Source organism: Isoptericola luteus (assembly GCF_020297055.1).
In the GTDB taxonomy this organism is placed as follows: domain Bacteria; phylum Actinomycetota; class Actinomycetes; order Actinomycetales; family Cellulomonadaceae; genus Isoptericola; species Isoptericola luteus.
On sequence record NZ_JAIXCQ010000001.1, the window covers coordinates 408352 to 429850 of the forward strand.

A 21499-nucleotide genomic window follows, 5' to 3' on the forward strand; every position below is an offset into this window, starting at 1 on the left:
GCGGGACCACACGACGGGGGACCTACCGGTACCGGTAGGTCCCCCGTCGCACGTGCGCGGCGCGATGCCCCGCCGTGCCGCTAGGGTCGACGGGTGACCGAGCTGCGGCAAGATCCGGCCCCCGGCCACCTCGTGAACCTTCGGGACGTCGCGACGGCGGACGAAGGGCTGCGCCCCGGGGTGCTGCTGCGCTCCGACGCCCCGCGCCGGGGCGACGCGCCGCCGCCGGGCGTCGTGTGGCCGCCGCGCACGGTGCTGGACCTGCGTGACCTCGCGGAGAAGCGGTTCGAGCACCCCCTGGCGGGCACCGCACGCGTCGTCGACCTGCCGTTGCTCGACGGCGCGACGACGGCCGGCGTCATGGTGCCGGCCATGATCCCCGGGCTCGGCGAGCTCTACCTGCAGATCCTGGACGGGGTCGGCGCCGCCCGGCTCGTGGAGGCCGTGGGCTGGGTCGCGGCGGGTCACGGCCCGGTCCTCGTCCACTGCACCGCCGGGAAGGACCGTACGGGGGTCACGGTGGCGCTCGTCCTCGCGCTGCTGGGGCTGCCCCGGCAGCGGATCGTGGCCGACTACGAGCAGACCGCGTCGAACATGCCCGGGGTCCTCGCCCGGGCGTCCGCGACGGCCCGCCTGCCGGAGCCCGACCGTCACCTGCTCGCGGCGCTGCCGCCCGAGCTCCTCACGGCGCCCGGCTGGGCGATCGAGACGGTCCTGGACCGGCTCGAGGCCCACGACGGCGGTGCAGCGGGCTGGTTCCTGGCCCGCGGCGGCGACGTGTCGACGCTGGACGTGCTGCGGAGCCGCCTCCTGGTGGGATGAGGTCAGCGCTGCTGGTCGCGCCAGGCCACGAAGTCGGCCGAGTACCGGCGCAGGAGCGTGGAGAGGGTGCCGACGTCGCTGCCGTCCCAGCCGTCGAGGGCCTGCTTGAGCATCTCGACCCGGCTGTCGCGCGCACGGGCGAACCGGGCGGCGCCGTCCTTGGTGAGGGTGATCTGCTGGCCCCGGGTGTCCTCGGGGTCCACCTCCCGGTGCACCAGGCCGAGCTTGACCAGCCGGCTGAGCTGGCGGGAGACGGTGGCCCGGCCCACGCCGAAGTGCGCGGCCAGATCCGACCCGCGGATCCCTGGGTGCGAGTCGATGTGGGCGAGCAGCGGGTATGCCGAGGCGTCGAGCTCGGGATGTACCCGGCGAGCCGTCTGCGCGGAGGAGGACTGGGCGCGCCGGATGAGCGTGCGGAGCTCGTGTTCGAGAGCGCCGTACGGATCGGTCTCCGGGTCGGGCAACGGGGCGGCAGCGTCGTGCATGCGCCCATCATGTCCGTAGGACGAGGCAAACGGGAGCGGCCGAGGGGGCGAACCTTCGAAGGTTCGCCCCCTCGGCCGGGTGAAATCCGCGTGACGGGCGGGTGCCCGGCTCCGCAGGGCCGCCACGGCACCGTCCGGAGCCCGTCAGGAGGCCGTCGCGACCCTCTCCGCGCGCTCGTCCTGGCGTCCCTCGTCGAGCACCTGCTCGATGCCGGAGCGCTGCCCCAGCGGGACCTCCTTGATGAACAGGACGGCGATCAGCGAGATGACGGCCATGGGGACGGCGTACAGGAAGATCGTCGTGATGCCGGTCGAGTAGGACGCCTCGATGACCCCGCGCACGGACTCGGGCACCTGCGAGAGGTCTGGAACGGCGCCGCTGTCGTCGCCGATCGCGGTGGCGGGGATGCCGAGCTGGGCCAGGCCGGTGGTCATCTCCGTCTTGACCTTCGCGGCCATGACGGCGCCGAGGGCGGAGACGCCGATCGCGCCACCGAGCGAACGGAAGAACGCGACCCCGGAGGTGCCGGACCCCATCTCGCGCACGTCCAGCGTGTTCTGCGTGGCGAGCACCAGGTTCTGCATGAGCGCGCCCACGGAGAGTCCCAGGCCGAACAGGTACACGGAGATGAGCACGAAGCTCGTGTCGACCTCGATCGTGGACAGGGCGAACAGGGACGCGGTCAGGACGGCGGCGCCGCCGACCATGATGGCCTTGTACCGCCCCGTGTTCGAGATGATCCGGCCCAGGACGATGCCGGCGAGCATCGTGCCGACCACCATCGGGATGGTGAGCAGACCCGACTCGGTGGGGGTCTTCGCCCGCGCGAGCTGGAAGTACTGGGCGAGGAACACCGCGGTGCCGAACATCGCGACGCCCACCGAGGCGGAGGCGACCACCGAGAGCACGAAGGTGCGGTTGCGGAACAGGTGGAGCGGGATGATGGGTTCTGCGGCGGCCTTCTCGACGAAGACCGTGACCAGGAGGGCGACGAGCGCGGCGCCCACCATCGCGGCGGTCTGCCACGAGGCCCACGCGAACTGGTCGCCCGCGAACGTGACCCACAGCAGCAGGAGGGCGACGGCGACCGCGATGAGGCCCGCGCCCGCGTAGTCGATCTTGACCGCGCGCTTCGTGACCGGCGGCAGGTGCAGGGTCTTCTGCAGCACCAGGAAGGCGGCCACCGCGAACGGGACGCCGACGAAGAACGTCCAGCGCCAGCCGACGGAGTCGGTGAGCACGCCGCCGAGCAGCGGGCCGCCGATCTGCGCGACGGCCATGACGCCACCCATCAGGCCCATGTACTTGCCGCGCTCGCGAGGGCTGATGATGTCGGCCATCAGCACGGTCGCGAGAGCGGTGAGGCCGCCCGCGCCGATCCCCTGCAGAGCACGGAAACCGATGAGCGTCTCGATGTTCTGCGACAGCCCTGCGGCGGCCGCCGAGACGACGGTGATCGCCAGCGCGACCTGCATGAGCGTCTTGCGGTTGGTGAGGTCGGCGAGCTTGCCCCACAACGGGGTCGAGATCGTCATCGTCAGCAGCATCGCCGTGACGACCCAGGTGTACGAGTGCTGCGAGCCGCCGAGCTCGTTGACGATCTTGGGGAGCGACGTCGAGACGATGGTCGTGGCGAGCAGCGACACGAAGACGCCGAGCATGATGCCCGAGAGCGCCTCGAGCACCTCGCGGCGGGTCATGGCGGGGGCGGCAGGTGCGAGGGATTCTCGGGTGCCGGGCGCAGGGGTGGGGGCAGTGGTCATCGGGCGGAGATCTCCTCGGGCGCCAGGGCGCGGTCGTGGGTCGAGGTGAGAGCGGCCGCGACGCTGCGGATCCGGGAGGTGGCGTCGGCGAGGTCCTGCTCCGACCAGTCGGAGAAGGCCTCGGAGACGAGGATGTCGATCCGGCGGAACGACGCCTCCGCGAGGTCGCGGCCGGCGTCGGTGAGCTTGAGGGTGCGAGCGCGGCGGTCGTCGTCGTCCACGGTGCGCAGCACGAGCCCGGAGTCGACGAGTGCGCTCACCTGCCGGCTCGCGACGGAGACGTCGACGCGGAGCCTGTTGGCGACGTCGGTGAGCTGAACCCGCCCGCAGCGGGTGAGGAGGTGGAGCACGCCGAGCGTGGCGCGGGACAGCTCGAGGTCGCGTGCCACCAGCGTCCCGGCCTCTCGCTGGGCGCGGGAGAGCTCCTCGAGCGACTGCACGAGGTCGCGGGCGGAGTGCGGGGAGACGGGCATGGAGAACCTTCGAGGGAGGTGAGAGGAGGGGCCTGGGCCGACGGCCCGGCGGTGCGGCCCGACCGGGCCGGTCCTTGCAGACTGCAAGCATAAAGACAATGCTTGCAGCAAGCAAGTTTGCAGGTGGACGAGAGACCGGGGTGCCCGGCAGGGCACCCCGGCCCCGGGCGTCGCCGTCAGTCGCGGCGGTACGCCTCGCCCGACATGTCCTCCAGCTCGACGCCCTTCGTCTCCGGGATCTTGCCCAGCACGAAGAAGAACGACAGCACGGCGAAGACCGCGTACATGAGGTACGGCACCGCGGGGCCGAACGTCGCGAGCATCGGCGGGAACGTCAGGGTGATGAGGAAGTTGGCGATCCAGTTGGCCGCCGCGCCGACGCCGAGGGCGGCCGCGCGGATCCGGTTGGGGAACATCTCGCCGAGCAGCACCCACATGAGCGGGCCCCAGGTGGCGCCGAAGAAGACCACGAACGCGTTCGCCGCCACCAGCGCGACCACGTTCCACGGGCTGCCGAGCGTGATGTCCTCGCCGCTGCCGGTCGCCTGGGTGAAGGCCACCGCCATCAGGCCCAGCGACACCGCCATCCCCGCAGAACCGACGAGCAGCAGCGGGCGCCGGCCGACCTTGTCGATGAGGGCGATCGCGATGAACGTCACGGCCACGTTCGTCACGGCGGTGATCGTCGAGACCAGGAACGCCTGGGACTCGTCGAAGCCGACCGCCTGCCACAGCGTCGTGGAGTAGTAGAAGATCACGTTGATCCCCACGAACTGCTGGAACACCGCCATGACGATGCCGACCCACACGATCGGCTTGAGCCCGAACCGGTCCCCGCGGAGCGAGCCCAGCTCGGCGTTCGTCTCGTCCTGCTGGATGGACCGATGGATCTGGGCGATCCGGTCGTCGACGTCCTCGTCCGGCCCGAGCACCGACGCCAGCACCCGGCGCGCGTCGGCGTCCTTGCCCCGGGCCACCAGGTAGCGCGGCGACTCCGGCATCCGTATCGCGAGAAGGCCGTAGACGGCGGCCGGGACCACGGCGACGAGGAACATCCACCGCCAGGCCTCCCACCCCAGCCACAGCTCGTTCGCGGCGCCGCCCGCGCTCGTCGCGAGAATCTGGTCGGACAGCAGGGCGGTGAAGATACCGACGGTGATCGCGAGCTGCTGCAGCGAGCCGAGGCGGCCGCGCATCGTGGCCGGCGCGATCTCGGCGATGTAGGCGGGCGCGATCACCGACGCGATGCCGATGCCGAGCCCGGCCATGAAGCGCCACAGGGCGAGGTCCCAGGCGCTCCACGCGATGGCCGACAGGATCGACGAGACGAAGAACAGGACCGCCCCGAGGACCATGACGTGCGTCCGGCCCCACCGGTCGGCGAGCTTGCCGCCGGACCAGGCACCCAGAGCGCAGCCGAGCAGGGCGATCGCGACGACCAGACCCGTCACGGTGGAGCTCAGCTCGAACTGCCCCTGGACCGCGTCGACGGCACCGTTGATGACCGACGAGTCGAAGCCGAACAGGAAGCCTCCGACGGCGGCGGCCACGGCCAGGCCGATGGCCTTGCGGTGCGCGCTCTGGGCGTTCGCGGATGTCGGTGACGCGTTCGTCATGGTCGTCCTCGCTCCTGCCGGGTCGGGATCGCTGCCTTTCCGATGCTAGGTCCGTCCAGCCTGGTCGGCGCGGGGACGGGCGGACCGCGCGTGCCGTCGACTGCGGACGGGCCGGGCCGCGGGGGACACTGGGGGGATGGGTGACGTACCGGAGCCGCGCAGGCCACGCCGTCCCGCCATGCTCGACCCGCACACCGCGGAGCAGCTCGGCGGGCAGGTCGACCCCGAGACGCGGGACGAGATGGCGCACACGACCGCGCGGGCGGTGGTGCACCGGGCTCGGGCCGCAGAGGACCCGGAGGTCGTGGACCGGCTGATCAGGCTCGTCGAGCGGGAGGGCCTCGACGTCGTCGCCGGGCTGTGGTCCGACGCGACCCCGTCCTCGCTGCCCGGGGCGCTGTGGCGCCTCTACGTGCTGCGCGAGTGGGTCCGCCGCGACGCGGCCACCGTCACGCTGCGGTACCGGCTCGGCGTCGACGCCGCCCCCGTGCACGAGGTGGTCGCCGGCGTCCCGCGCCCGCCCGAGCCGCAGGACGTGCGGGCGCTCGCCGACGACGTCCTGTCCGGCGTGTACGCCGGGGACCTGGCGGTCGCGCTGGAACGTGCCGCGTCGTTCTGCCGGATCCTGGCCACGGGCGCCGCGTTCGACGCCGACGCGCGCGACGTCGCCGACCCCGAGGGGGCCGCCCGCATGACCCGCGGGGCCGCGGGGCTGGTCCGCACGGCCGAGGAGCTGGAGGCGGCCGCGGCGTCCTGGCGCGCCGGGACCCTCGACTGAGACGCGCCCGGAGCGGAACCGCAGGCTCGGTTGACAACGGCTCGACCGAGACGGAGGTGCAGCGCAGGGTGTGGGCCGAGGGACGAGGTCGGCCCACGGGCGGGTTTACGATGGTCGCGCGACGTCGGGCCGCGGTAGCCCCGGGCTCCATCTTCAGCCGCTACGAGCGGCCGCGCGCCGAGAGGCGCTCCCGGTCCGGCGTCGCACTCCGACCCCACCGACGCTGGTTCGCGGGGTGATCGTTCACCGTTCGTTCAACTGGTCTTGCGGTGCGCGCCCGCCCTACTCTGTGAGCGACTCAGCGTCTTCAACCTCAGGAGCTCCACGTGCGCCTGCGCCTGACACCGCGCGACACGACTTTCTTCGACATGTTGGCCACGCTCGCGCAGCACAACGTGACGGGGGCCTCCCTGCTCGCCGAGCTGCTGGGCGCGCCGCGGTCGGAGCGTGACGCCATCGTGCACAAGCTGTCGGAGGCCGAGCACGTGGCCGACGACGCCACCCACTCGATCATGCGGCGACTGAACCAGACGTTCGTCACCCCGTTCGACCGGAACGACATCTACGGCCTCGCCTCCGCACTCGACGACTGCATGGACGCGATGGAGGAGGCCGGCGACCTCATCGTCCTGTACAAGGTCGACCAGCTGCCGCTGCGGGTGTCCGAGCAGGTGCAGGTGCTGCAGCGCTGCGCCGAGCTCACGGCCGAGGCGATGCCGCGCCTGCGGTCGATGGACCAGCTCGCCGACTACTGGGTCGAGATCAACCGGCTCGAGAACCAGGGCGACAAGCTGCACCGCAAGCTCATCGCCCAGATGTTCGACGACACGACCGACCCGGTGCTGCTCATGAAGCTCAAGGAGATCGTCGACATGCTCGAGGAGGCGGCGGACGCCTTCGAGCGGGTCGCGAACATGGTCGAGGCCATCGCCCTCAAGGAGTCGTGACGTGGAGACGGCTCTCGTCGTCCTCGTCGTCGCTCTGGCTCTCGGCTTCGACTACACCAACGGTTTCCACGACGCGGCCAACGCGATCGCGACGTCGGTCTCCACGCGGGCGCTGACCCCCCGCGCCGCGCTGCTCATGGCCGCGGTGATGAACTTCGTGGGAGCGCTGCTCGGCACGGAGGTCGCGGAGACGATCGCGACGTCGATCGTGGACCTGCAGGACGCCTCCAACCACACGGCTCTCGTGGTGGTGTTCTGTGCGCTGATCGGCGCGATCGCCTGGAACCTCATCACGTGGTGGTTCGGCCTGCCGTCGTCGTCGACCCACTCGCTGATCGGTGGCCTGGTGGGCGCAGGGCTCGCCGGCGGGCTGCCGATCTACGGTCAGGCGATCGTCGACAAGGTCGTCCTGCCGATGGTCTTCTCGCCGCTCGTCGGCTTCCTGGGCGCCTACCTGGTGATGGTCGCGGTGCTGTGGATCTTCCGCCGCGCCGCCCCCTCGCGGGTCACCCGCCGGTTCCGGCTGGCGCAGACGGTGTCCGCGGCCGCGATGGCGCTGGGCCACGGCCTGCAGGACGCGCAGAAGACGATGGGCGTCATCTTCATGGCGCTGCTCACGGTGGGCTGGGCCGACCCGGACGACGGCATCCCGCTGTGGGTCAAGCTGGCCGCGGCGGGCGCGATCTCGCTGGGCACCTACTCGGGCGGCTGGCGGATCATGCGCACGCTCGGCCGCCGCATCATCGAGCTCGACCCGGCGCGCGGCTTCGTAGCCGAGTCGGTCTCGGCGCTCGTCCTGTACGCGAACGCGTTCATCCTGCACGCCCCCGTCTCGACGACGCACACGATCACCTCGGCGATCATGGGCGTGGGGGCTACCCGCCGGCTGTCGGCGGTGCGCTGGGGCGTGGCGGGCAACATCGGCATCGCCTGGGTCCTCACCATCCCCGCGGCGGCCCTCGTCGCGGCCGTCACCACGCTGGCGCTGCACCCGCTGCTCTTCTGACGCCACCTCTGACGCGCCGCGCCCTGCCGGTCAGTGCAGGGGCGGCGTGATCTTCTCCGCCGCGACGACGCGAGGCCCCTTCGCCGTCGCGGCGACGTGCGCCACGAGCAGCTCGCCCGGCTCCAGGAACGGGTCCCGGGCGGGGAGCACGTCCGCGACGGACCGGCGCGAGTGCTGGCCGAGCACGTCGAGCACCGTCGGCAGCACCGGGCGGTGCGTGCACAGCACGGACGGACGGGCGTCCTCGAGCAGGACCCGCACCGTCGCCGCCACGCGGGCGGGGGAGCGTTCGTGCTGCGCCTCGCTGAGGGTGTCGACGTACTCCGGCCGCACCCCGGCGGCGCGGACGTAGGGGTCGATGGTCGCGGCGCACCGCTCCCAGCGGCTCGACACGACCGTCCCGACGCCGAAGGCCGCCAGCACCGGGACCGCCGCCGCGGCCTGCGCGTGGCCCACCGGGGTGATCGGGCGGTCCTGCTCGGCCCCGTGCCAGGCGTTGCGCGGCACGGAGCGGCCGTGCCGGACGATGACGACGACGTGCGTGGCGAGGCGCCCGTCGGCGTGCGCCCGGGCGAGCGCCTCGAGCGGGATCCGGTCCGCCTTGCGGGTCAGCCGCTGGGCTGCGTCGTCGACGCCGAGCCACGCCTGCTTGTCCACCTCGTCCGTGGACGGCGGCTCCACGGGAAGGCGCGCCGCGAGCGCCCGGCCGTCGTCGGGGCGCCGGGCGCGGCGGGCGGCCCAGTAGTGCACGCGCTTCACGCGGCCCTCCGGCGTCAGGTACTGCAGGCCGGGCAGCGGGATGCCGAGGACCACGGGCCTGCCGGTCTCCTCCGCCACCTCCCGGGCTGCGGCGGTGGCCAGCGCCTCGCCCGTCTCGAGCTTGCCCTTGGGCCAGGACCAGTCGTCGTAGCGGGGGCGGTGCACGAGCCGCACCTGGAGGTCGCCGTCGCGCACGCGCCACACCAGGGCGCCGGCGCTCTCGATCACGGGGGCGTGCTGCATCGAGCGAGCGCCGAGCGGGTCGACCAGCGGGGCCGCGGCATGCGCGGCGGTCAGCGGACGGGCGCGGTCCGACCTCACCGCGTCCGCTCCGGTCGCCTCCGGTGCCGCTCCACGAGGGAGGCCTGGAGATCCTCCAGCGGCCGCCCGTCGTCCCCGACGCTGTGGCGGGTCCACGTGGCGTCGGGCTCGAGGTGCCACGTGGAGGTCTCGTGGGACATGGAGCGGTCGACGAGCTCGACGAGCTCGGTGACGTGCGCCTCGTCGGTGATCCGCACCAGCGCCTCGACACGGCGGTCCAGGTTGCGGTGCATGAGGTCGGCCGACCCGATGTAGACCTCCGGCCCGGAGGCAGGACCCTCGGCGATGGCGGGGCCGGCCGCGTTGGCGAAGGCGTAGATGCGCGAGTGCTCGAGGAACCGGCCCAGGATGGAGCGGACCCGGATGTTCTCGCTCAGGCCGGGCACGCCAGGCCGCAGCGCGCAGATCCCGCGCACGACGAGGTCGACCTTCACCCCCGCCTGCGACGCGCGGTACAGGGCGTCGATGATGGCCTCGTCGACCGCGGAGTTGACCTTGATCTTCACCCACGCCTCGTGCCCGGCGCGGGCGGCGGCGGCCTCGCGCTCGATCCGCTCGACCAGCCCCGAGCGCACGGTGCGGGGCGCGATGAGCAGGCGGTGGAACCGTGACTGCGGCGCGTACCCCGACAGCTGGTTGAACAGCCGGGTGAGGTCCTGACCCACGTCGCGGTCGCAGGTGAGCAGCCCGTGATCGGTGTAGCTGCGGGCCGTCTTGGGGTGGTAGTTCCCCGTCCCGACGTGGCAGTACCGCTGGAGCCCGTCGGCCTCCTGCCGGACGACGAGGGACAGCTTGCAGTGCGTCTTGAGGCCGACGATCCCGTACACGACGTGCACGCCCGCCTCCTCGAGCTTGCGGGCCCAGGAGATGTTCGCCTGCTCGTCGAAGCGGGCCTTGATCTCCACCAGGGCGAGCACCTGCTTGCCCGCCTCGGCGGCGTCGATGAGGGCGTCCACGATCGGCGAGTCGCCCGACGTGCGGTACAGGGTCTGCTTGATCGCCAGGACCGCGGGGTCGGCGGCCGCCTGCTCGAGGAACGTCTGCACGGACGTGGAGAACGAGTCGTACGGGTGGTGCAGCAGGACGTCGCGCTCGCGGATGGCGGCGAAGACGTCGCGGGGTCGGGCGGACTCCACCTCCGCGAGCTGGCGGTGCGTCGTCGGGATGAACGGCGGGTAGTGCAGGCTCGCGCGTTCGATGTCGGCGATGACGTTCAGGCCCGTGAGGTCCAGGGGCGCGGGCAGCTCGTAGACCTCCTCCTCGACCACCCCCAGCTCCCGCACCAGCAGCTCGCGGATGCGCGGGGAGATGCCGGTGGCGAGCTCGAGGCGCACGGGCGGGCCGAAGCGGCGCCGCAGCAGCTCCTTCTCCATCGCCTGGAGCAGGTTCTCGGCATCGTCCTCCTCGACCTCGACGTCCTCGTTGCGCGTGACCCGGAACGTGTGGTGCTCGCGCACCTCCATGCCGGGGAAGAGGTGGTCGAGGTGCTGGGCGATGACCTCCTCCAGCGGCACGAACGACGTCTGGGTGCCGCCCTTCTGCGTGGGGGTCGGCGCGCTGGGGCGCCCGCGCTCGTCGACGGCGATGAACCGGGGCAGCAGCGGCGGCACCTTGACGCGGGCGAAGTGCTCCTTGCCGGTGGTGGGGTTGGCCACCACGACGGCGAGGTTGAGCGACAGCCCCGAGATGTAGGGGAACGGGTGCGCGGGGTCGACGGCGAGCGGGGTCAGCACCGGGAAGATCTGCTTGCGGAAGAACTTGTGCAGGCGCTCCTGCTCGCGCTGCTCGAGCTCGTCCCAGTGCACGATCGTGATCGCCTCCGCGGCGAGCGCGGGCTGCACGTCGGCGCGGAACACCTCGGCGTGGCGTGCCATGAGGCGGTGCGCCTCGGCGCCGGTGGCCTCCAGGACCTCGCGAGGGCTCAGGCCCGACGCGGCGGTGACGGCGATGCCCGTCGCGATGCGGCGCTTGAGCCCGGCGACCCGCACCATGAAGAACTCGTCCAGGTTGGACGCGAAGATCGCGAGGAAGCGCACCCGTTCCAGCAGCGGGAGCGTGGTGTCCTCCGCCAGCTCCAGGACCCGTTCGTTGAACGCCAGCCAGCTCAGCTCCCGCTCGGCGAAACGGTCCTCGGGCAGGGGCTCCAGGTCTGCCGGTGCGGCCGGGACGGCCGCGGTCGCCTCGGGCAGCTCGGCCATGTGCTCGGCGATGTGCGCGGCGAGCTGGGGGTCGAGCGGCCGTGATCCCGTGCTGGCCGTGGTGCGGGTCCGGCTGTCGGTCACCTCGGCGGCTGCGGTGGGAGCCGAGAACCGGCCGTGGTCGTCACGGGGGCGTGGCGCTGTCATGTGCCCATCGTGGCACCGATGGATGAACGGCGGGTGACGGGCCCGGACGCCGGCGGCGCCGCGGGCGGGTCAGGGGCGCGCGTACTGGACGTCGACGGCGGCGGGGGAGAATCCGGCGCGCGCGTACGTCGCCCGGGCCGCGGCGTTGTCGCCGTCGACGTACAGGACGGCCCGGGCGCAGCCGGCGTCGGCGAGGTGCGCGAGCGCCACCCCGGTGAGCGCACGGCCCAGCCCGTGGCCCTGGGAGTCCGGGTCCACCCCGACCGCGTAGATCTCGCCGTCGCGCGAGGTGGGCTCCTGGTCCGGCTCGACCTTCGTCCAGAGGAACGCGACGAGCCGTCCGGTGTCCGCCGCCTCGACGAGGAAGAAGCCCGCGGCGTCGAACCAGGGCTCGGCGACACGGTCGTGCAGGTCGGCGACCGTGAGGCGGCCCTGCTCGGGGTGGTCCGCGAACGCGCGGGCGTTGAGCCGCACCCAGGCCTCGTCGTCGTGCCCCGGACGGAACGCACGCACCCGGAAGCCGTCGGGGAACACCGGTGCGCCGGTCGCGTCGTCGGCGGTCAGCGGGCGGGCGAGGAACAGCAGCTCCCGTACGACGTCGTAGCCGCGCGCCGCCGCCAGCTCACGGGCGGCCGGAAGGTCGCCGTGCGCCCACAGGCGCAGCGCCTTGCCGCGCTGCCCCGGGGCGCCGGAGACCATCGGCAGCCGGGCGTCGCGCTCGGCCGTGCGCAGCAGCATGCTGCCCGTCCCGCGGCGGCGGTGCTCGGGGTGCACCACGAGCTCGGCGCTCGCGACGTCGCCAGTGCGGTCCACCTGGACGTAGCCGACGGCGGCGCCGTCCGTCCCGCGCACGACGACGTGGGTCAGCTCCTCGGAGTCCGTGCCCAGGTGCAGCAGCGGCTGCTCGGACAGCGGGGCGACGCCGTCAGCGGCGGCCGCGGCGGCGGCGAGGCGCCGCACGTCGTCCTGCGCGGCGGGGTCCAGGGGGCCGATCTCGATCGGTGCGGTGTGGGGCACGGAACCATCATCGCCGACGCGGCCCACGCTGCCGGGCACAGGGGTGGCGTCCGCGATGGCCGGCCATCACGAACGCCACCCCGTGCCCGGCGCCGGGTGGGCGGGTTCCTGGGTCCCGGGCGGGTCAGGAGGCGGTGCAGGTGACCGCGGGCGCGGCGGCCGGCGCGGTGCCGGACCCGAGGAACCCGGCGGTCGCGGAGCCGTCCGCCGCCAGCGCGCCGTTCCACGCGGCGTGGGTGACGACGACGCCGTCCTGGGTCGAGGTCAGGGACCCGCCCCAGAGCTGGGTCACCGCGACGCCCGCGGGAAGGGCGAACGACGCCTCCCAGCCGGTGATCGGGGCGTCGCCCGCCGTGACGACGAGCTCCCCCTGCCAGCCGCCGGGCCAGGACCCGGTCACGCGGACGGTCGCGGTGCACCCTTGGTCGGCGGGCGGGTCGGTCGGCTCGTCGGTCGGCGGGTCCGTGGGCTCGTCCGTCGGCGGGTCGGTCGGTCCACCGCCGAACCACGAGGCCTCGACGGCCGTCTCGCGCAGGCCGTCCGGCCCGTCGATGACGCGCGTCCCCCAGGCGCTCGGGTCGGTCGCGTCGAAGCCCAGCACCATGTCGAGGTACGGGTCGGTGTTGCCGCTCCAGGACCACGCGAGCCAGCCGAGGTCGAGGCGCTCCGCCTCGGCGAGCACGACGTCCTCGTCCACGTCGCCGTCGGTGCGGCGCCAGCCGAACTCGCCGACGACGAGCGGCAGCCCGGCGTCGACGAAGTGCTCGAGGTAGTCCGTGACGGACTGGGCCTGCGCGTACACGCCGTACATGTGGATGGAGAAGACGGTGTTCGCGTCGGGGTCGGAGGCGAAGACGTCCGCTGCCTGGGCCTCCATGACGTGGGTCCAGTCCTGGCCCCAGTTGGGGGCGTCGACGACGATCGCGTGCTCGTACCCGACGGTGCGCAGCCGCTCGATCGCGGCGGAGGTCTCGGCGCCCCAGGTGGCGTTCGTCGCGTCGTCGTTCCCCATCGGCTCGTTGCCGATGTTGACCATGACGAAGTCCTCGGTGCCCGTGAGCGTGGGGTAGAGGTCCTCCCAGTAGTCCACGGCCTGGTCGAGCGTGGCGGCGTCGGGGGCGGACGTGTCGCCGTAGCCCGTCGTGTCGTGCACCTCGAGGATGCAGACCAGCCGGTTCTCCTGGCAGAGGTCGACGATGCCTCTGACGTCCTCGGGGGTGTTGCGCGTCCACTGGTCGCCGCTGGACAGCACGACGCGCACGGAGTTCGCACCGGCGGCCTTGATGTCGGCGAACGCACCGGTGGTGTGGGTGTACCAGGTGTGGGCGTGGTTGACGCCGCGCAGCACCAGGTCCGTGCCGTCGGCCTCGACGACCCGGCCGTCGGACACGTGGATGCCGGGCGGGGTGTCGGCCCGCGCGGTCGGGGCCGTGGCCGCGACGAAGGCCGCCGTGCCGGCCAGGAGCGCCGCCACGGTGACGACCGCCGCCGTCGCAGCGGTGACGGCGGCGGGTCGCGACCTGACGGCGGCGGTGCTCGGGGCGTCAGGGATCGGGACGGGGGAGCGCAGCATCGGGACGTCCTTGTCTCTCGGGGGAACCAGCGGACGTACCAACCGTGACGGGAAACCGATCTCCGGGGCAGCCGCTGAAACGATTCGGCGCCCGGTGGGGGTCTGGCGAGACGACGGTCCCCGCACCCGGAAAGGGCGCGGGGACCGTGGGACGCGCGGCTGCGGCCGTCAGTCCTCGCTGCCGGGCTTGTTCGTCGCCAGGCCCGCGGAGATGAGGTCCATCACCGAGGAGTCCGCGAGCGTCGTCGCGTCGCCGACGGCGCGGTTCTCCGCGACGTCGCGCAGGAGGCGGCGCATGATCTTGCCGGACCGCGTCTTGGGCAGCTCCGCGACCACGAGGATGCGCCGCGGCTTGGCGATCGGGCCGATCTCCTTCGCGACGTGCGAGCGCAGCTCCTCCTGCACCTGGGCCGCGCCGTCGGGCGTGCCCGCGCGCTCTGCGTGCTCGCCGCGCAGGATGACGAAGGCGACGACGGCCTGGCCGGTGGTCTCGTCGGCCGCACCGACGACCGCGGCCTCGGCCACGATGTCGTGCGAGACCAGGGCGGACTCGATCTCCGTCGTCGAGAGGCGGTGGCCCGAGACGTTCATGACGTCGTCGACCCGGCCCAGCAGCCAGATGTCGCCGTCCTCGTCCTTCTTGGCGCCGTCGCCGGCGAAGTAGAGGCCCTCGAACCGCGACCAGTACGTGTCCTTGAACCGCTGAAGGTCGCCCCAGATGCCGCGGAGCATCGCCGGCCACGGCTCGGAGAGCACCAGGTACCCGCCGCCGCCGTCCGGCACGGAGTGCGCCTCGTCGTCGACCACGTCGGCGGCGATGCCGGGGAGCGCCACCTGGGCGGATCCCGGCTTGGTCGCGGTGACGCCGGGCAGGGGGCTGATCATGATGGCGCCGGTCTCCGTCTGCCACCAGGTGTCCACGACCGGCGTGGTGTCGCCGCCGACGACGCGGCGGTACCACATCCAGGCCTCGGGGTTGATGGGCTCGCCCACCGAGCCGAGCACGCGCAGGCTCGACAGGTCGAAGCCGGCGGGGATGTCCTCGCCCCACTTCATGCACGTGCGGATGGCGGTCGGTGCCGTGTACAGGATCGAGACCTGGTACTTCTCGACGAGCTCCCACCAGCGGCCGCGGTGCGGGGTGTCCGGCGTGCCCTCGTACAGCACCTGGGTGGCGCCGTTGGTGAGCGGGCCGTAGACGACGTAGGAGTGCCCGGTGACCCAGCCGATGTCGGCGGTGCACCAGTAGACGTCGGACTCGGCCTTGAGGTCGAACACGTTCTTGTGCGTGGAGGCGCACTGCGTGAGGTAGCCGCCCGTGGTGTGCAGGATGCCCTTCGGCTTCCCCGTCGTGCCCGAGGTGTACAGGATGAACAGCGGGTGCTCGGCGTCCACCCACACGGGCTCGTGGACGTCGTCGGCGGCGGCGACGGCCTCGTGCCACCACACGTCCCGGCCCTCGGTCCACTCGACGTCCTGCTCGGTGCGCCGCACCACGAGCACGTGCTCGACGGTGGTGGCGGGCTCGCCGTCCTTCGGGGCGAGCGCCGCGTCGACGGCGGGCTTGAGCGCGGACGGCGCGCCACGGCGGTAGCCGCCGTCGGCCGTGACGACGACCTTCGCCTCGGCGTCGGCGATGCGGCTCCGCAGCGCGTCCGCGGAGAAGCCGCCGAACACGACCGAGTGGGGTGCTCCGATGCGGGCGCAGGCGAGCATCGCGACGACGGACTCGACGAGCATCGGCAGGTAGATGACGACGCGGTCGCCCTTGGTGACCCCGAGCGCTGCCAGCGCGTTGGCGGCGCGCGAGACCTCGCGCTGCAGGTCGGCGTAGGTGACCGTCCGGGTGTCGCCCGGCTCGCCCTCGAAGTGGATCGCGACGCGGTCGCCGTGCCCGGCCTCGACGTGACGGTCCACCGCGTTGTAGGCGGCGTTCAGCGTGCCGTCGGCGAACCACTTCGCGACGGGCGCCCCGGACCAGTCGAGGGTCTGCGTGAACGGCCGCTCCCAGGACACCAGCTCGCGGGCCTGGTCGGCCCAGAACCCGAGACGGTCGGCCTTCGCGTCCTCGTACATCGACGGCTGGGCGTTGGCCTGCGCGGCGAAGGCCGCGCTGGGCGGGAACGCGCGCGTCTCGTGCAGCAGGTTCTCGAGGCTGGGGGCGGTGGGCTCGTTCTCTGGCACGCTGACCTCCGGTTGTGCATCGACGCTGGTGCGGTCCCGGTCGAGGCGCGACGAGGATGCGCCCGGGGACGGCGGACCCCGAGGGGCCCGCGGTCGGGAGTCTAGACCCCGCCAGTGACCGAGGTCACTCCGTCCCACAGTTCGGCCGCCCTGCTCACAAACTCGCTCCGCCGTTGCGGTGGCCGCACCGCCCGCAGGTTGCCATCCTGAGCACGGCAGCCGACGACGGCGGGTCCGAGGCGGAGAGGTGACGGTGAGCTTCGTCCATCCAGAGGCGCTGGAGTCCGCCCGGCGGTGGCTCCGCGCCGGCCAGGACGTGCACGTCATCGGTGACGCCGGCTCCGGTCGCACCACCGTGCTGAGGGCCCTCGGCGAGGCGCTGCGCGGGGCGGGCTGCCCCGTCGTCGAGCTCCCGGGCGTCGCGGGCGGGCAGGCCGTGCCGCTCCGCGCGCTCCTGGTGCACCCGTCGCTGCGTCCCCGGGCCACCGTGCCGCGCTGGGGCGCCGCCGAGGCGGCGTCCGCGCTCGCCGAGGAGCTGGCCGGCCGTGGCGCCACCGTGCTCGTCGACGACGTGCACCTGCTCGACGCGGCGTCGCTCGCCGTCGTCGGCACCGTCGCCCGGCAGCGGCCGGACGGGATCCGCGTCGTCACGTCGGTCCCGCCCGGCACGCCGGCCGACGCCGAGTGGTCGGGCCTCGCACGGGGCTCGGCAGCCGTCCGGCTGACCCCGCTCGGCGTGACCGGGGTCGCAGCGCTGCTCGCCGACCGGCTCGGCGGCCAGGTCGAGGGCAGCCTCGCCGCGATGGTGACCGGACGATCGGCGGGCAACCCGCGCGCCGCCGTCGCGCTGGCGCTCGCGGCGGCGGGATCCGGTGCCGTGGCCCAGGTGCGGGGACGGTGGGCGCAGGTGGGCAACCTCGAGGCCGTGCCCACGGAGTCGGTGCTGCACGGCCTGCTCGACGGCCTGCCGGGCGCCTTGCGGGACGGCCTCGACGCCCTCGCGTGGTTCGGGCTGCTCGACGTCGACCACGCGAAGACGCTGCTCGGCGTGGACCGTCTCGCCGCGCTCGACGCCGCGGGCCGCATCGCCGTCGACGAGCGGTCCGACGCGCGCCTGGTGGCGGTGACCCCGCCGGTGCTCGCCCAGGCGCTGCGGGCACGGCTGTCCGGCGCGCGCCGGGCGATGCTGCGAGCACGCGCCGAGGAGCTGTTCGGCGCCTCCGGCTCCGCCGGGGGCGACGGCGACGACGCCGGCCGGTCCCGGCTGGTCGCGCTGGCGGGGATGAGCCCGGACGACCGCCCGGTGCACCAGCAGGTCGCCGTCGTCATCGAGTCCGTGCGCACGCGCGCCGCCCTCTGGGCCGGCAGGTGGGCGCAGCGGCACGACGTCGCGAGCGCGCTCCCGCTGCTGCGCCTGACCCTCGTGGACGGGCTGGCGCACGTCGACGTGGACGAGATCTTCGCCGGCACGCTGCCCACTGCGGGCGACAACGCCGAGCAGGTGGCGTCGTACGCGGTGCTCCGGGGGCAGTGGGCCGCGCAGCAGGGCGGCACGGTGCGCGACGGCCTGGTGCGCGACCCGGGCCCGTCGGCGCGGCTGGTCGTGGACGGGCTGGGGGAGTCGTTCCTGCGGTACCTGGACCAGGCGTACGACGGGCCGGGCCGCGCCCCGGACGCCACCGCGATCGACATGGAGCGGGACGTGCCGCCCGCCATGGGCGGGTACGCCACGGTGCAGCGGCTGCGGACCGTGATCGAGGCGGGCGACCCCGACCGCGCCCTCGACCTCCTCGGGAGCTGGCAGGGGTCGGACCTCCAACGGCCGTACACGCACCGCATGGACGCCCTGCGCGGCGACGCGCTGCTCCTGGCGGGCCAGGTGGACGACGCCGTGGACTGGGGGCGAGGGCGCCTGAGTGCCGCCTACGACGAGCTCAGCCCGGTCGGCATCCGGCTCGCAGCGCGCGGGCTGGCGACCGCCCTGTTCCTCAAGGGCGACGACGACCGCGCGCTGCGGGCCCTGAGCGTGGTGCTGCGCCTGGGGCGGATCGGGGTGGCGCTGAGCCCCTACGACGAGCGCATCTTCGGCATCGCCGCGGTGCTGCACGCGCGTGCCGGCAACCACGACCTGGCCCGCATGATGCTGGACGAGCTGGAGGCCACCGCCCGCCCGTTCGCGCCCGTGCTGGACTTCATGCGGCCCTGGGCGCGGCTGGAGGTGGCGCACGCGGCGGCCGGCGGGGTGCCCGACGGCGAGCCGATGTGGGCGGCGGGCGAGGACCTGTGGGCCCAGGGCTGGGTGGCGTCGGCGGTGTTCTGCTGGGCGCTGACGCCGCAGCGGCTGAGCCACGAACGCCTCGCCAGGCTCGAGTCCGGCTTCGCCGCGACGCACGTCCCGCTGCTCCTCCCGGCGGTGCGCCTGCACCGCCACCTCGCCCACGGGACGAGCGGCGTCATCCTCGAGTCGGTGCGGGCCATGCGCACCCGGGGACCGTTGGCCCACGTGGCCGTGGCGAGGGCGCAGGAGCTGACGAAGGCCGAGGGGCGCACCGCGCTCACCGTGGAGGACCTGGCGGAGAGCGTCGGCGTCCCCGCCTCGACCGTGCGCGCCTCGGGACGCCCCGCCGCCGGGCTCACCGCGCGAGAGGCGGAGATCGTCGCCCTCGCGCGCGAGGGCCTCACCAACCGGGAGATCGCCAGCCGCCTGTTCCTGTCCGTGCGGACGGTGGAGAGCCACCTGTACCGCGCGATGCAGAAGCTGGGGGTGTCCGACCGGCGTCAGCTCGTCCGGTGACGACGGGCCCGCCAGGCTCGCCACCACAGCGTCGCGGCCCACAGGAGGAAGGCGCCCGCCACGACGTACACGACGACCGTGCGGTGCTCCCCGTTGACGGCGGTGTTCACGTACCCCAGGCCCGGTACGGCGTACCAGACGGTGCCGCGCACCTGGTGCTCTGCCACCGGGTCGTCGGGGGCGGTGTTCGCGTCGCCCTGCAGGGTGAAGGTGCGCGTGCCGTCCTGGTGCACGTCGATGCCGGTCACACGGTGGGTGACCGCCGTGGGGTCGTCCGGGTTCGGCAGGTAGGTGACGACGTCGCCGATGCGGACGTCCGCGGGCTCGACCGGCCGCACGACGGCGAGCGACCCGATCGGCAGGTTCGGCTCCATCGAGCCGGTAAGGATGGTCAGCGGGACGCCCCCGACCACCTGGGGCACCACGATGACCAGCGCCGCCAGCAGCAGCACGAGGCTGAGCAGGCCGTACGTGAACCCCGTCCACAGGCCGGAGAGCACCGGGTGCCGGCCCTGCCGGTCCTGCCGTCCGGTCACGCCGTCCCGCGGCGCCGGCGCGCGGCCGGTGGCCGCCGCGGGGGCCGCCGGCCAGCGGTCGGCCGCACGGTCGGCCGGGTCGTCCGTGGCTTTCGTGGCGTTCCAGGTTCCGTTGTCCGCGATGGTGTCGTCCTCCCGCGTCCGCCCTGCCCGAGCTCGCGCTGTCGCGCGTTCCTCAGTCTGCATCGGTGCCCCCGGCTCCTGCCATCGGGCGGACCTGCGGGGTCGGCGTGCCGTCGCAGGCCGCCGCGTCCTCGGTCGGGTCGGCATCGGTATCGGCGGCGTCGGCGGCGGCGGCGGCGGTGCCCGCCACGTCGGCGTCGTCCTCCTGGCACACCAGCTCCTCGGTGGGCCCCTCGCCCTCGCCCTCGACGTCCGGGAGGACGGGCTCGGTGGCGTCGGCGGACGGGTCGGCCGGCTCGCCGGCCGGCGGCGTCGTGGCCGCGTCGGGCCCGGTGGCCGGCGGCGCCTGCGGGGGAGCGGTGCGGGCGACGTTCCAGACGGGCTCGGTGAGCGGGCCGGCACCGGTCGCGAAGTCCTGGTGGCTGACGACCGCCCCCACGTCCCACCCGCTCAGGTCCCGTGCCATCGACGCCGCGTCGCGGAACATGGCGTCCATGGTGGCCACGCTGCCGGTGTCCCAGGCCCTGATGTCGGCGTCGAACGACCGGGCGCCGTCGAACATGGCGTCCATGGTGGTCACGCGGGACACGTCCCAGTGGGCGATGTTGCCGTCCCCCCAGTTGGCGCCGACGTAGCTCGACGCCCCCTGGAACATGCCTTCCATGGTGGTGACGTTCGCCGTGCTGGTGAAGCTGACCGGGCCTCGGAAGGAGGTCGCACCGGCGAACATGAAGGACATGTCCGTGACGCTCGTGGTGTCGAACGTCGGGTTGTACTGGCGGTAGTTGGACGCGCCGTCGAACATGTGCGCCATCGTCGTCACGTTCGACGAGTCCCAGCCCACGATCTCCATGCTGATCGTGCCGGGAGCGTACGCGGAGCCGGCGTTCTGGAACGCGTAGGAGGTGTCGGTCAGCGTGCTGGGCAGCGTGGAGACCTCCCTGAGGTGCACCGCGTCCTTGAACGCATGGCTGGCCGACGTCGACCCGATGGCGGTCGTCCACCCCTGGACCGCCGTGAGGGAGCCGACGAGCGACTCCGTCTGCTCCGGCGAGCCCATGCCCTCGAAGCTGCCCACGATCTCGATCCAGGGCATGGCGGCGTAGCCGCTGTAGTCGAACGAGTTCAGGCCGTCGACGGCGTCGGTGGTGTGTTCCCCGGGGACGCCGTCGACGTACCAGACGTTCCACTTGACCTTGGTGCCGGGTGCCGGGTCCTGGAGGTAGAAGCCCACGACGTCGTCGTCGTCGAGGGAGCGGTCGAAGTTCATGACGACGGTGCCGCCCGCGGGGGCGGTGGCCCCGGTGGTGAGGGTGCCGGCGTCCAGGCTGGCGGTGTCCGACCACCCGCGGCCGTTGGTGAGGGTCACGGTGAGGTGGGACAGGTCGATGGTCCGCGCGCCCGACGGGAGGTAGGCGCCGGCGGCCACGGTGAGGGCGAGGTCGACGACCTGGTGGCCGTCGGCGTCGGAGTCGGCGCCGCGGACCGTCGCGGGGTCCGCGGCGATGGCGATCGTCACGTGGTCCTCGACGGCCTCGGGCACCACGGCACCGCGCACGTCCCCGAAGGTGGCCACCAGGTTGTCGCCGACGGCGGTGACGGGCACCGCCGCCACGGTGTACGTGAGCGTGGTGCCGGCGGTGAGCCTGCCGGTGGCCGGGTCGAACGGGGCGCCCGCCCTGGTCCAGGCGCCGTCGTCGAGCGTGTCCTGGTCGATCGCCAGGCTCCCGGTGGTGGCCGTTCCCCCGAGGGGCGCGGTGGCGTTCCAGCTCGCGTACGAGCCCGCGGCCGGCAGGATCACCATGAGGACGGCCACGGCGGCCACGGCGGCCGCGACCAGCGCGGTCGTGCGGAGCGGGCTCGTGGACGGATCCTGGCGACGCATGTCATGCCTTCCTTCGGGTAGCGGGCTCGACGTCGTGGTACCGCGGGCGGCAGCGTCAGCGGGGGAGGGGA

Annotated in this window: 16 protein-coding genes; 5 read left to right on the top strand and 11 right to left on the bottom strand. The window is 73.5% G+C overall.

Annotated features, from left to right (window positions below; genetic code table 11):
* The first annotated feature begins 93 nt into the window (after positions 1–93).
* The gene (locus tag LEP48_RS01975; protein ID WP_225563831.1) at positions 94–822 is read left to right on the top strand and encodes a tyrosine-protein phosphatase; all 729 of its coding nucleotides are present in this window, start codon (positions 94–96) and stop codon (positions 820–822) included.
* Positions 823–824: 2 nt separating this feature from the next.
* Here the strand turns inward: LEP48_RS01975 and LEP48_RS01980 are convergent, their stop codons facing one another.
* The 4 genes from LEP48_RS01980 to LEP48_RS01995 form a co-directional block, all read right to left on the bottom strand.
* Complete coding sequence (locus LEP48_RS01980; RefSeq protein WP_225563832.1) at positions 825–1307, bottom strand: MarR family winged helix-turn-helix transcriptional regulator; 483 nt, start codon at positions 1305–1307, stop codon at positions 825–827.
* Positions 1308–1451: 144 nt separating this feature from the next.
* Positions 1452–3071, bottom strand: a complete 1620-nt coding sequence (locus tag LEP48_RS01985; RefSeq protein WP_225563833.1) for an MDR family MFS transporter — start codon at positions 3069–3071, stop codon at positions 1452–1454.
* Positions 3068–3544 (bottom strand): MarR family winged helix-turn-helix transcriptional regulator, encoded by a 477-nt coding sequence (locus LEP48_RS01990; protein WP_225563834.1) that lies wholly within the window; start codon positions 3542–3544, stop codon positions 3068–3070. The genes LEP48_RS01985 and LEP48_RS01990 overlap by 4 nt, the downstream gene beginning before the upstream one ends.
* 176 nt (positions 3545–3720) lie before the next feature.
* The gene (locus LEP48_RS01995) at positions 3721–5160 is read right to left on the bottom strand and encodes a sugar porter family MFS transporter (RefSeq protein WP_225563835.1); all 1440 of its coding nucleotides are present in this window, start codon (positions 5158–5160) and stop codon (positions 3721–3723) included.
* A gap of 178 nt (positions 5161–5338) precedes the next feature.
* On the opposite strand from LEP48_RS01995, the gene LEP48_RS02000 reads away from it, so the two are divergent.
* The 3 genes from LEP48_RS02000 to LEP48_RS02010 all read left to right on the top strand — a co-directional run bounded on the left by LEP48_RS02000 (position 5339) and on the right by LEP48_RS02010 (position 7891).
* Positions 5339–5938 (top strand): hypothetical protein, encoded by a 600-nt coding sequence (locus LEP48_RS02000; protein WP_225564098.1) that lies wholly within the window; start codon positions 5339–5341, stop codon positions 5936–5938.
* A gap of 326 nt (positions 5939–6264) precedes the next feature.
* The gene (locus LEP48_RS02005; RefSeq protein WP_225563836.1) at positions 6265–6885 is read left to right on the top strand and encodes a DUF47 domain-containing protein; all 621 of its coding nucleotides are present in this window, start codon (positions 6265–6267) and stop codon (positions 6883–6885) included.
* 1 nt (position 6886) lies between these two features.
* Positions 6887–7891, top strand: coding sequence for an inorganic phosphate transporter (locus LEP48_RS02010; protein WP_225563837.1), 1005 nt, complete (start codon positions 6887–6889; stop codon positions 7889–7891).
* Between the two features lie 30 nt (positions 7892–7921).
* Here the strand turns inward: LEP48_RS02010 and LEP48_RS02015 are convergent, their stop codons facing one another.
* The 5 genes from LEP48_RS02015 to acs form a co-directional block, all read right to left on the bottom strand.
* Positions 7922–8893, bottom strand: a complete 972-nt coding sequence (locus tag LEP48_RS02015) for an NUDIX hydrolase (RefSeq protein WP_225564099.1) — start codon at positions 8891–8893, stop codon at positions 7922–7924.
* Positions 8894–8967: 74 nt separating this feature from the next.
* The gene (locus LEP48_RS02020) at positions 8968–11169 is read right to left on the bottom strand and encodes an RNA degradosome polyphosphate kinase (RefSeq protein ID WP_225564100.1); all 2202 of its coding nucleotides are present in this window, start codon (positions 11167–11169) and stop codon (positions 8968–8970) included.
* A gap of 216 nt (positions 11170–11385) precedes the next feature.
* Positions 11386–12333, bottom strand: a complete 948-nt coding sequence (gene mshD, locus LEP48_RS02025; RefSeq protein ID WP_225563838.1) for a mycothiol synthase — start codon at positions 12331–12333, stop codon at positions 11386–11388.
* A 124-nt stretch (positions 12334–12457) separates the two neighbouring features.
* Positions 12458–13906 carry a cellulase family glycosylhydrolase gene (locus LEP48_RS02030; RefSeq protein WP_225563839.1) on the bottom strand — a complete coding sequence of 483 codons (1449 nt, stop codon included), beginning with the start codon at positions 13904–13906 and terminating at the stop codon, positions 12458–12460.
* Positions 13907–14074: 168 nt separating this feature from the next.
* Positions 14075–16090, bottom strand: coding sequence for an acetate--CoA ligase (acs, locus tag LEP48_RS02035; protein WP_225563840.1), 2016 nt, complete (start codon positions 16088–16090; stop codon positions 14075–14077).
* Between the two features lie 253 nt (positions 16091–16343).
* Between acs and LEP48_RS18675 the strand changes: the two genes are divergently transcribed.
* Positions 16344–18884 (top strand): helix-turn-helix transcriptional regulator, encoded by a 2541-nt coding sequence (locus LEP48_RS18675; protein WP_225563841.1) that lies wholly within the window; start codon positions 16344–16346, stop codon positions 18882–18884.
* Here the strand turns inward: LEP48_RS18675 and LEP48_RS02045 are convergent.
* The gene (locus LEP48_RS02045; RefSeq protein WP_225563842.1) at positions 18869–19606 is read right to left on the bottom strand and encodes a signal peptidase I; all 738 of its coding nucleotides are present in this window, start codon (positions 19604–19606) and stop codon (positions 18869–18871) included. The genes LEP48_RS18675 and LEP48_RS02045 overlap by 16 nt on opposite strands.
* Positions 19596–21428 (bottom strand): DUF285 domain-containing protein, encoded by a 1833-nt coding sequence (locus LEP48_RS02050; RefSeq protein ID WP_225563843.1) that lies wholly within the window; start codon positions 21426–21428, stop codon positions 19596–19598. Before LEP48_RS02050 ends, LEP48_RS02045 begins: the two co-directional genes overlap by 11 nt.
* Between the last annotated feature and the right edge of the window lie 71 nt (positions 21429–21499).

Excerpts from the sequence above, each read along its gene's own strand:
- LEP48_RS01985 (WP_225563833.1), bottom strand. The coding sequence starts at position 3,071 with ATGACCACTGCCCCCACCCCTGCGCCCGGCACCCGAGAATCCCTCGCA.
- LEP48_RS01980 (WP_225563832.1), bottom strand. The coding sequence starts at position 1,307 with ATGCACGACGCTGCCGCCCCGTTGCCCGACCCGGAGACCGATCCGTAC.
- LEP48_RS02020 (WP_225564100.1), bottom strand. The coding sequence starts at position 11,169 with ATGGCCGAGCTGCCCGAGGCGACCGCGGCCGTCCCGGCCGCACCGGCA.
- LEP48_RS02045 (WP_225563842.1), bottom strand. The coding sequence starts at position 19,606 with ATGCAGACTGAGGAACGCGCGACAGCGCGAGCTCGGGCAGGGCGGACG.
- LEP48_RS01995 (WP_225563835.1), bottom strand. The coding sequence starts at position 5,160 with ATGACGAACGCGTCACCGACATCCGCGAACGCCCAGAGCGCGCACCGC.
- LEP48_RS02015 (WP_225564099.1), bottom strand. The coding sequence starts at position 8,893 with ATGCAGCACGCCCCCGTGATCGAGAGCGCCGGCGCCCTGGTGTGGCGC.
- LEP48_RS01990 (WP_225563834.1), bottom strand. The coding sequence starts at position 3,544 with ATGCCCGTCTCCCCGCACTCCGCCCGCGACCTCGTGCAGTCGCTCGAG.
- LEP48_RS02030 (WP_225563839.1), bottom strand. The coding sequence starts at position 13,906 with ATGCTGCGCTCCCCCGTCCCGATCCCTGACGCCCCGAGCACCGCCGCC.
- LEP48_RS02050 (WP_225563843.1), bottom strand. The coding sequence starts at position 21,428 with ATGCGTCGCCAGGATCCGTCCACGAGCCCGCTCCGCACGACCGCGCTG.
- LEP48_RS02000 (WP_225564098.1), top strand. The coding sequence starts at position 5,339 with ATGCTCGACCCGCACACCGCGGAGCAGCTCGGCGGGCAGGTCGACCCC.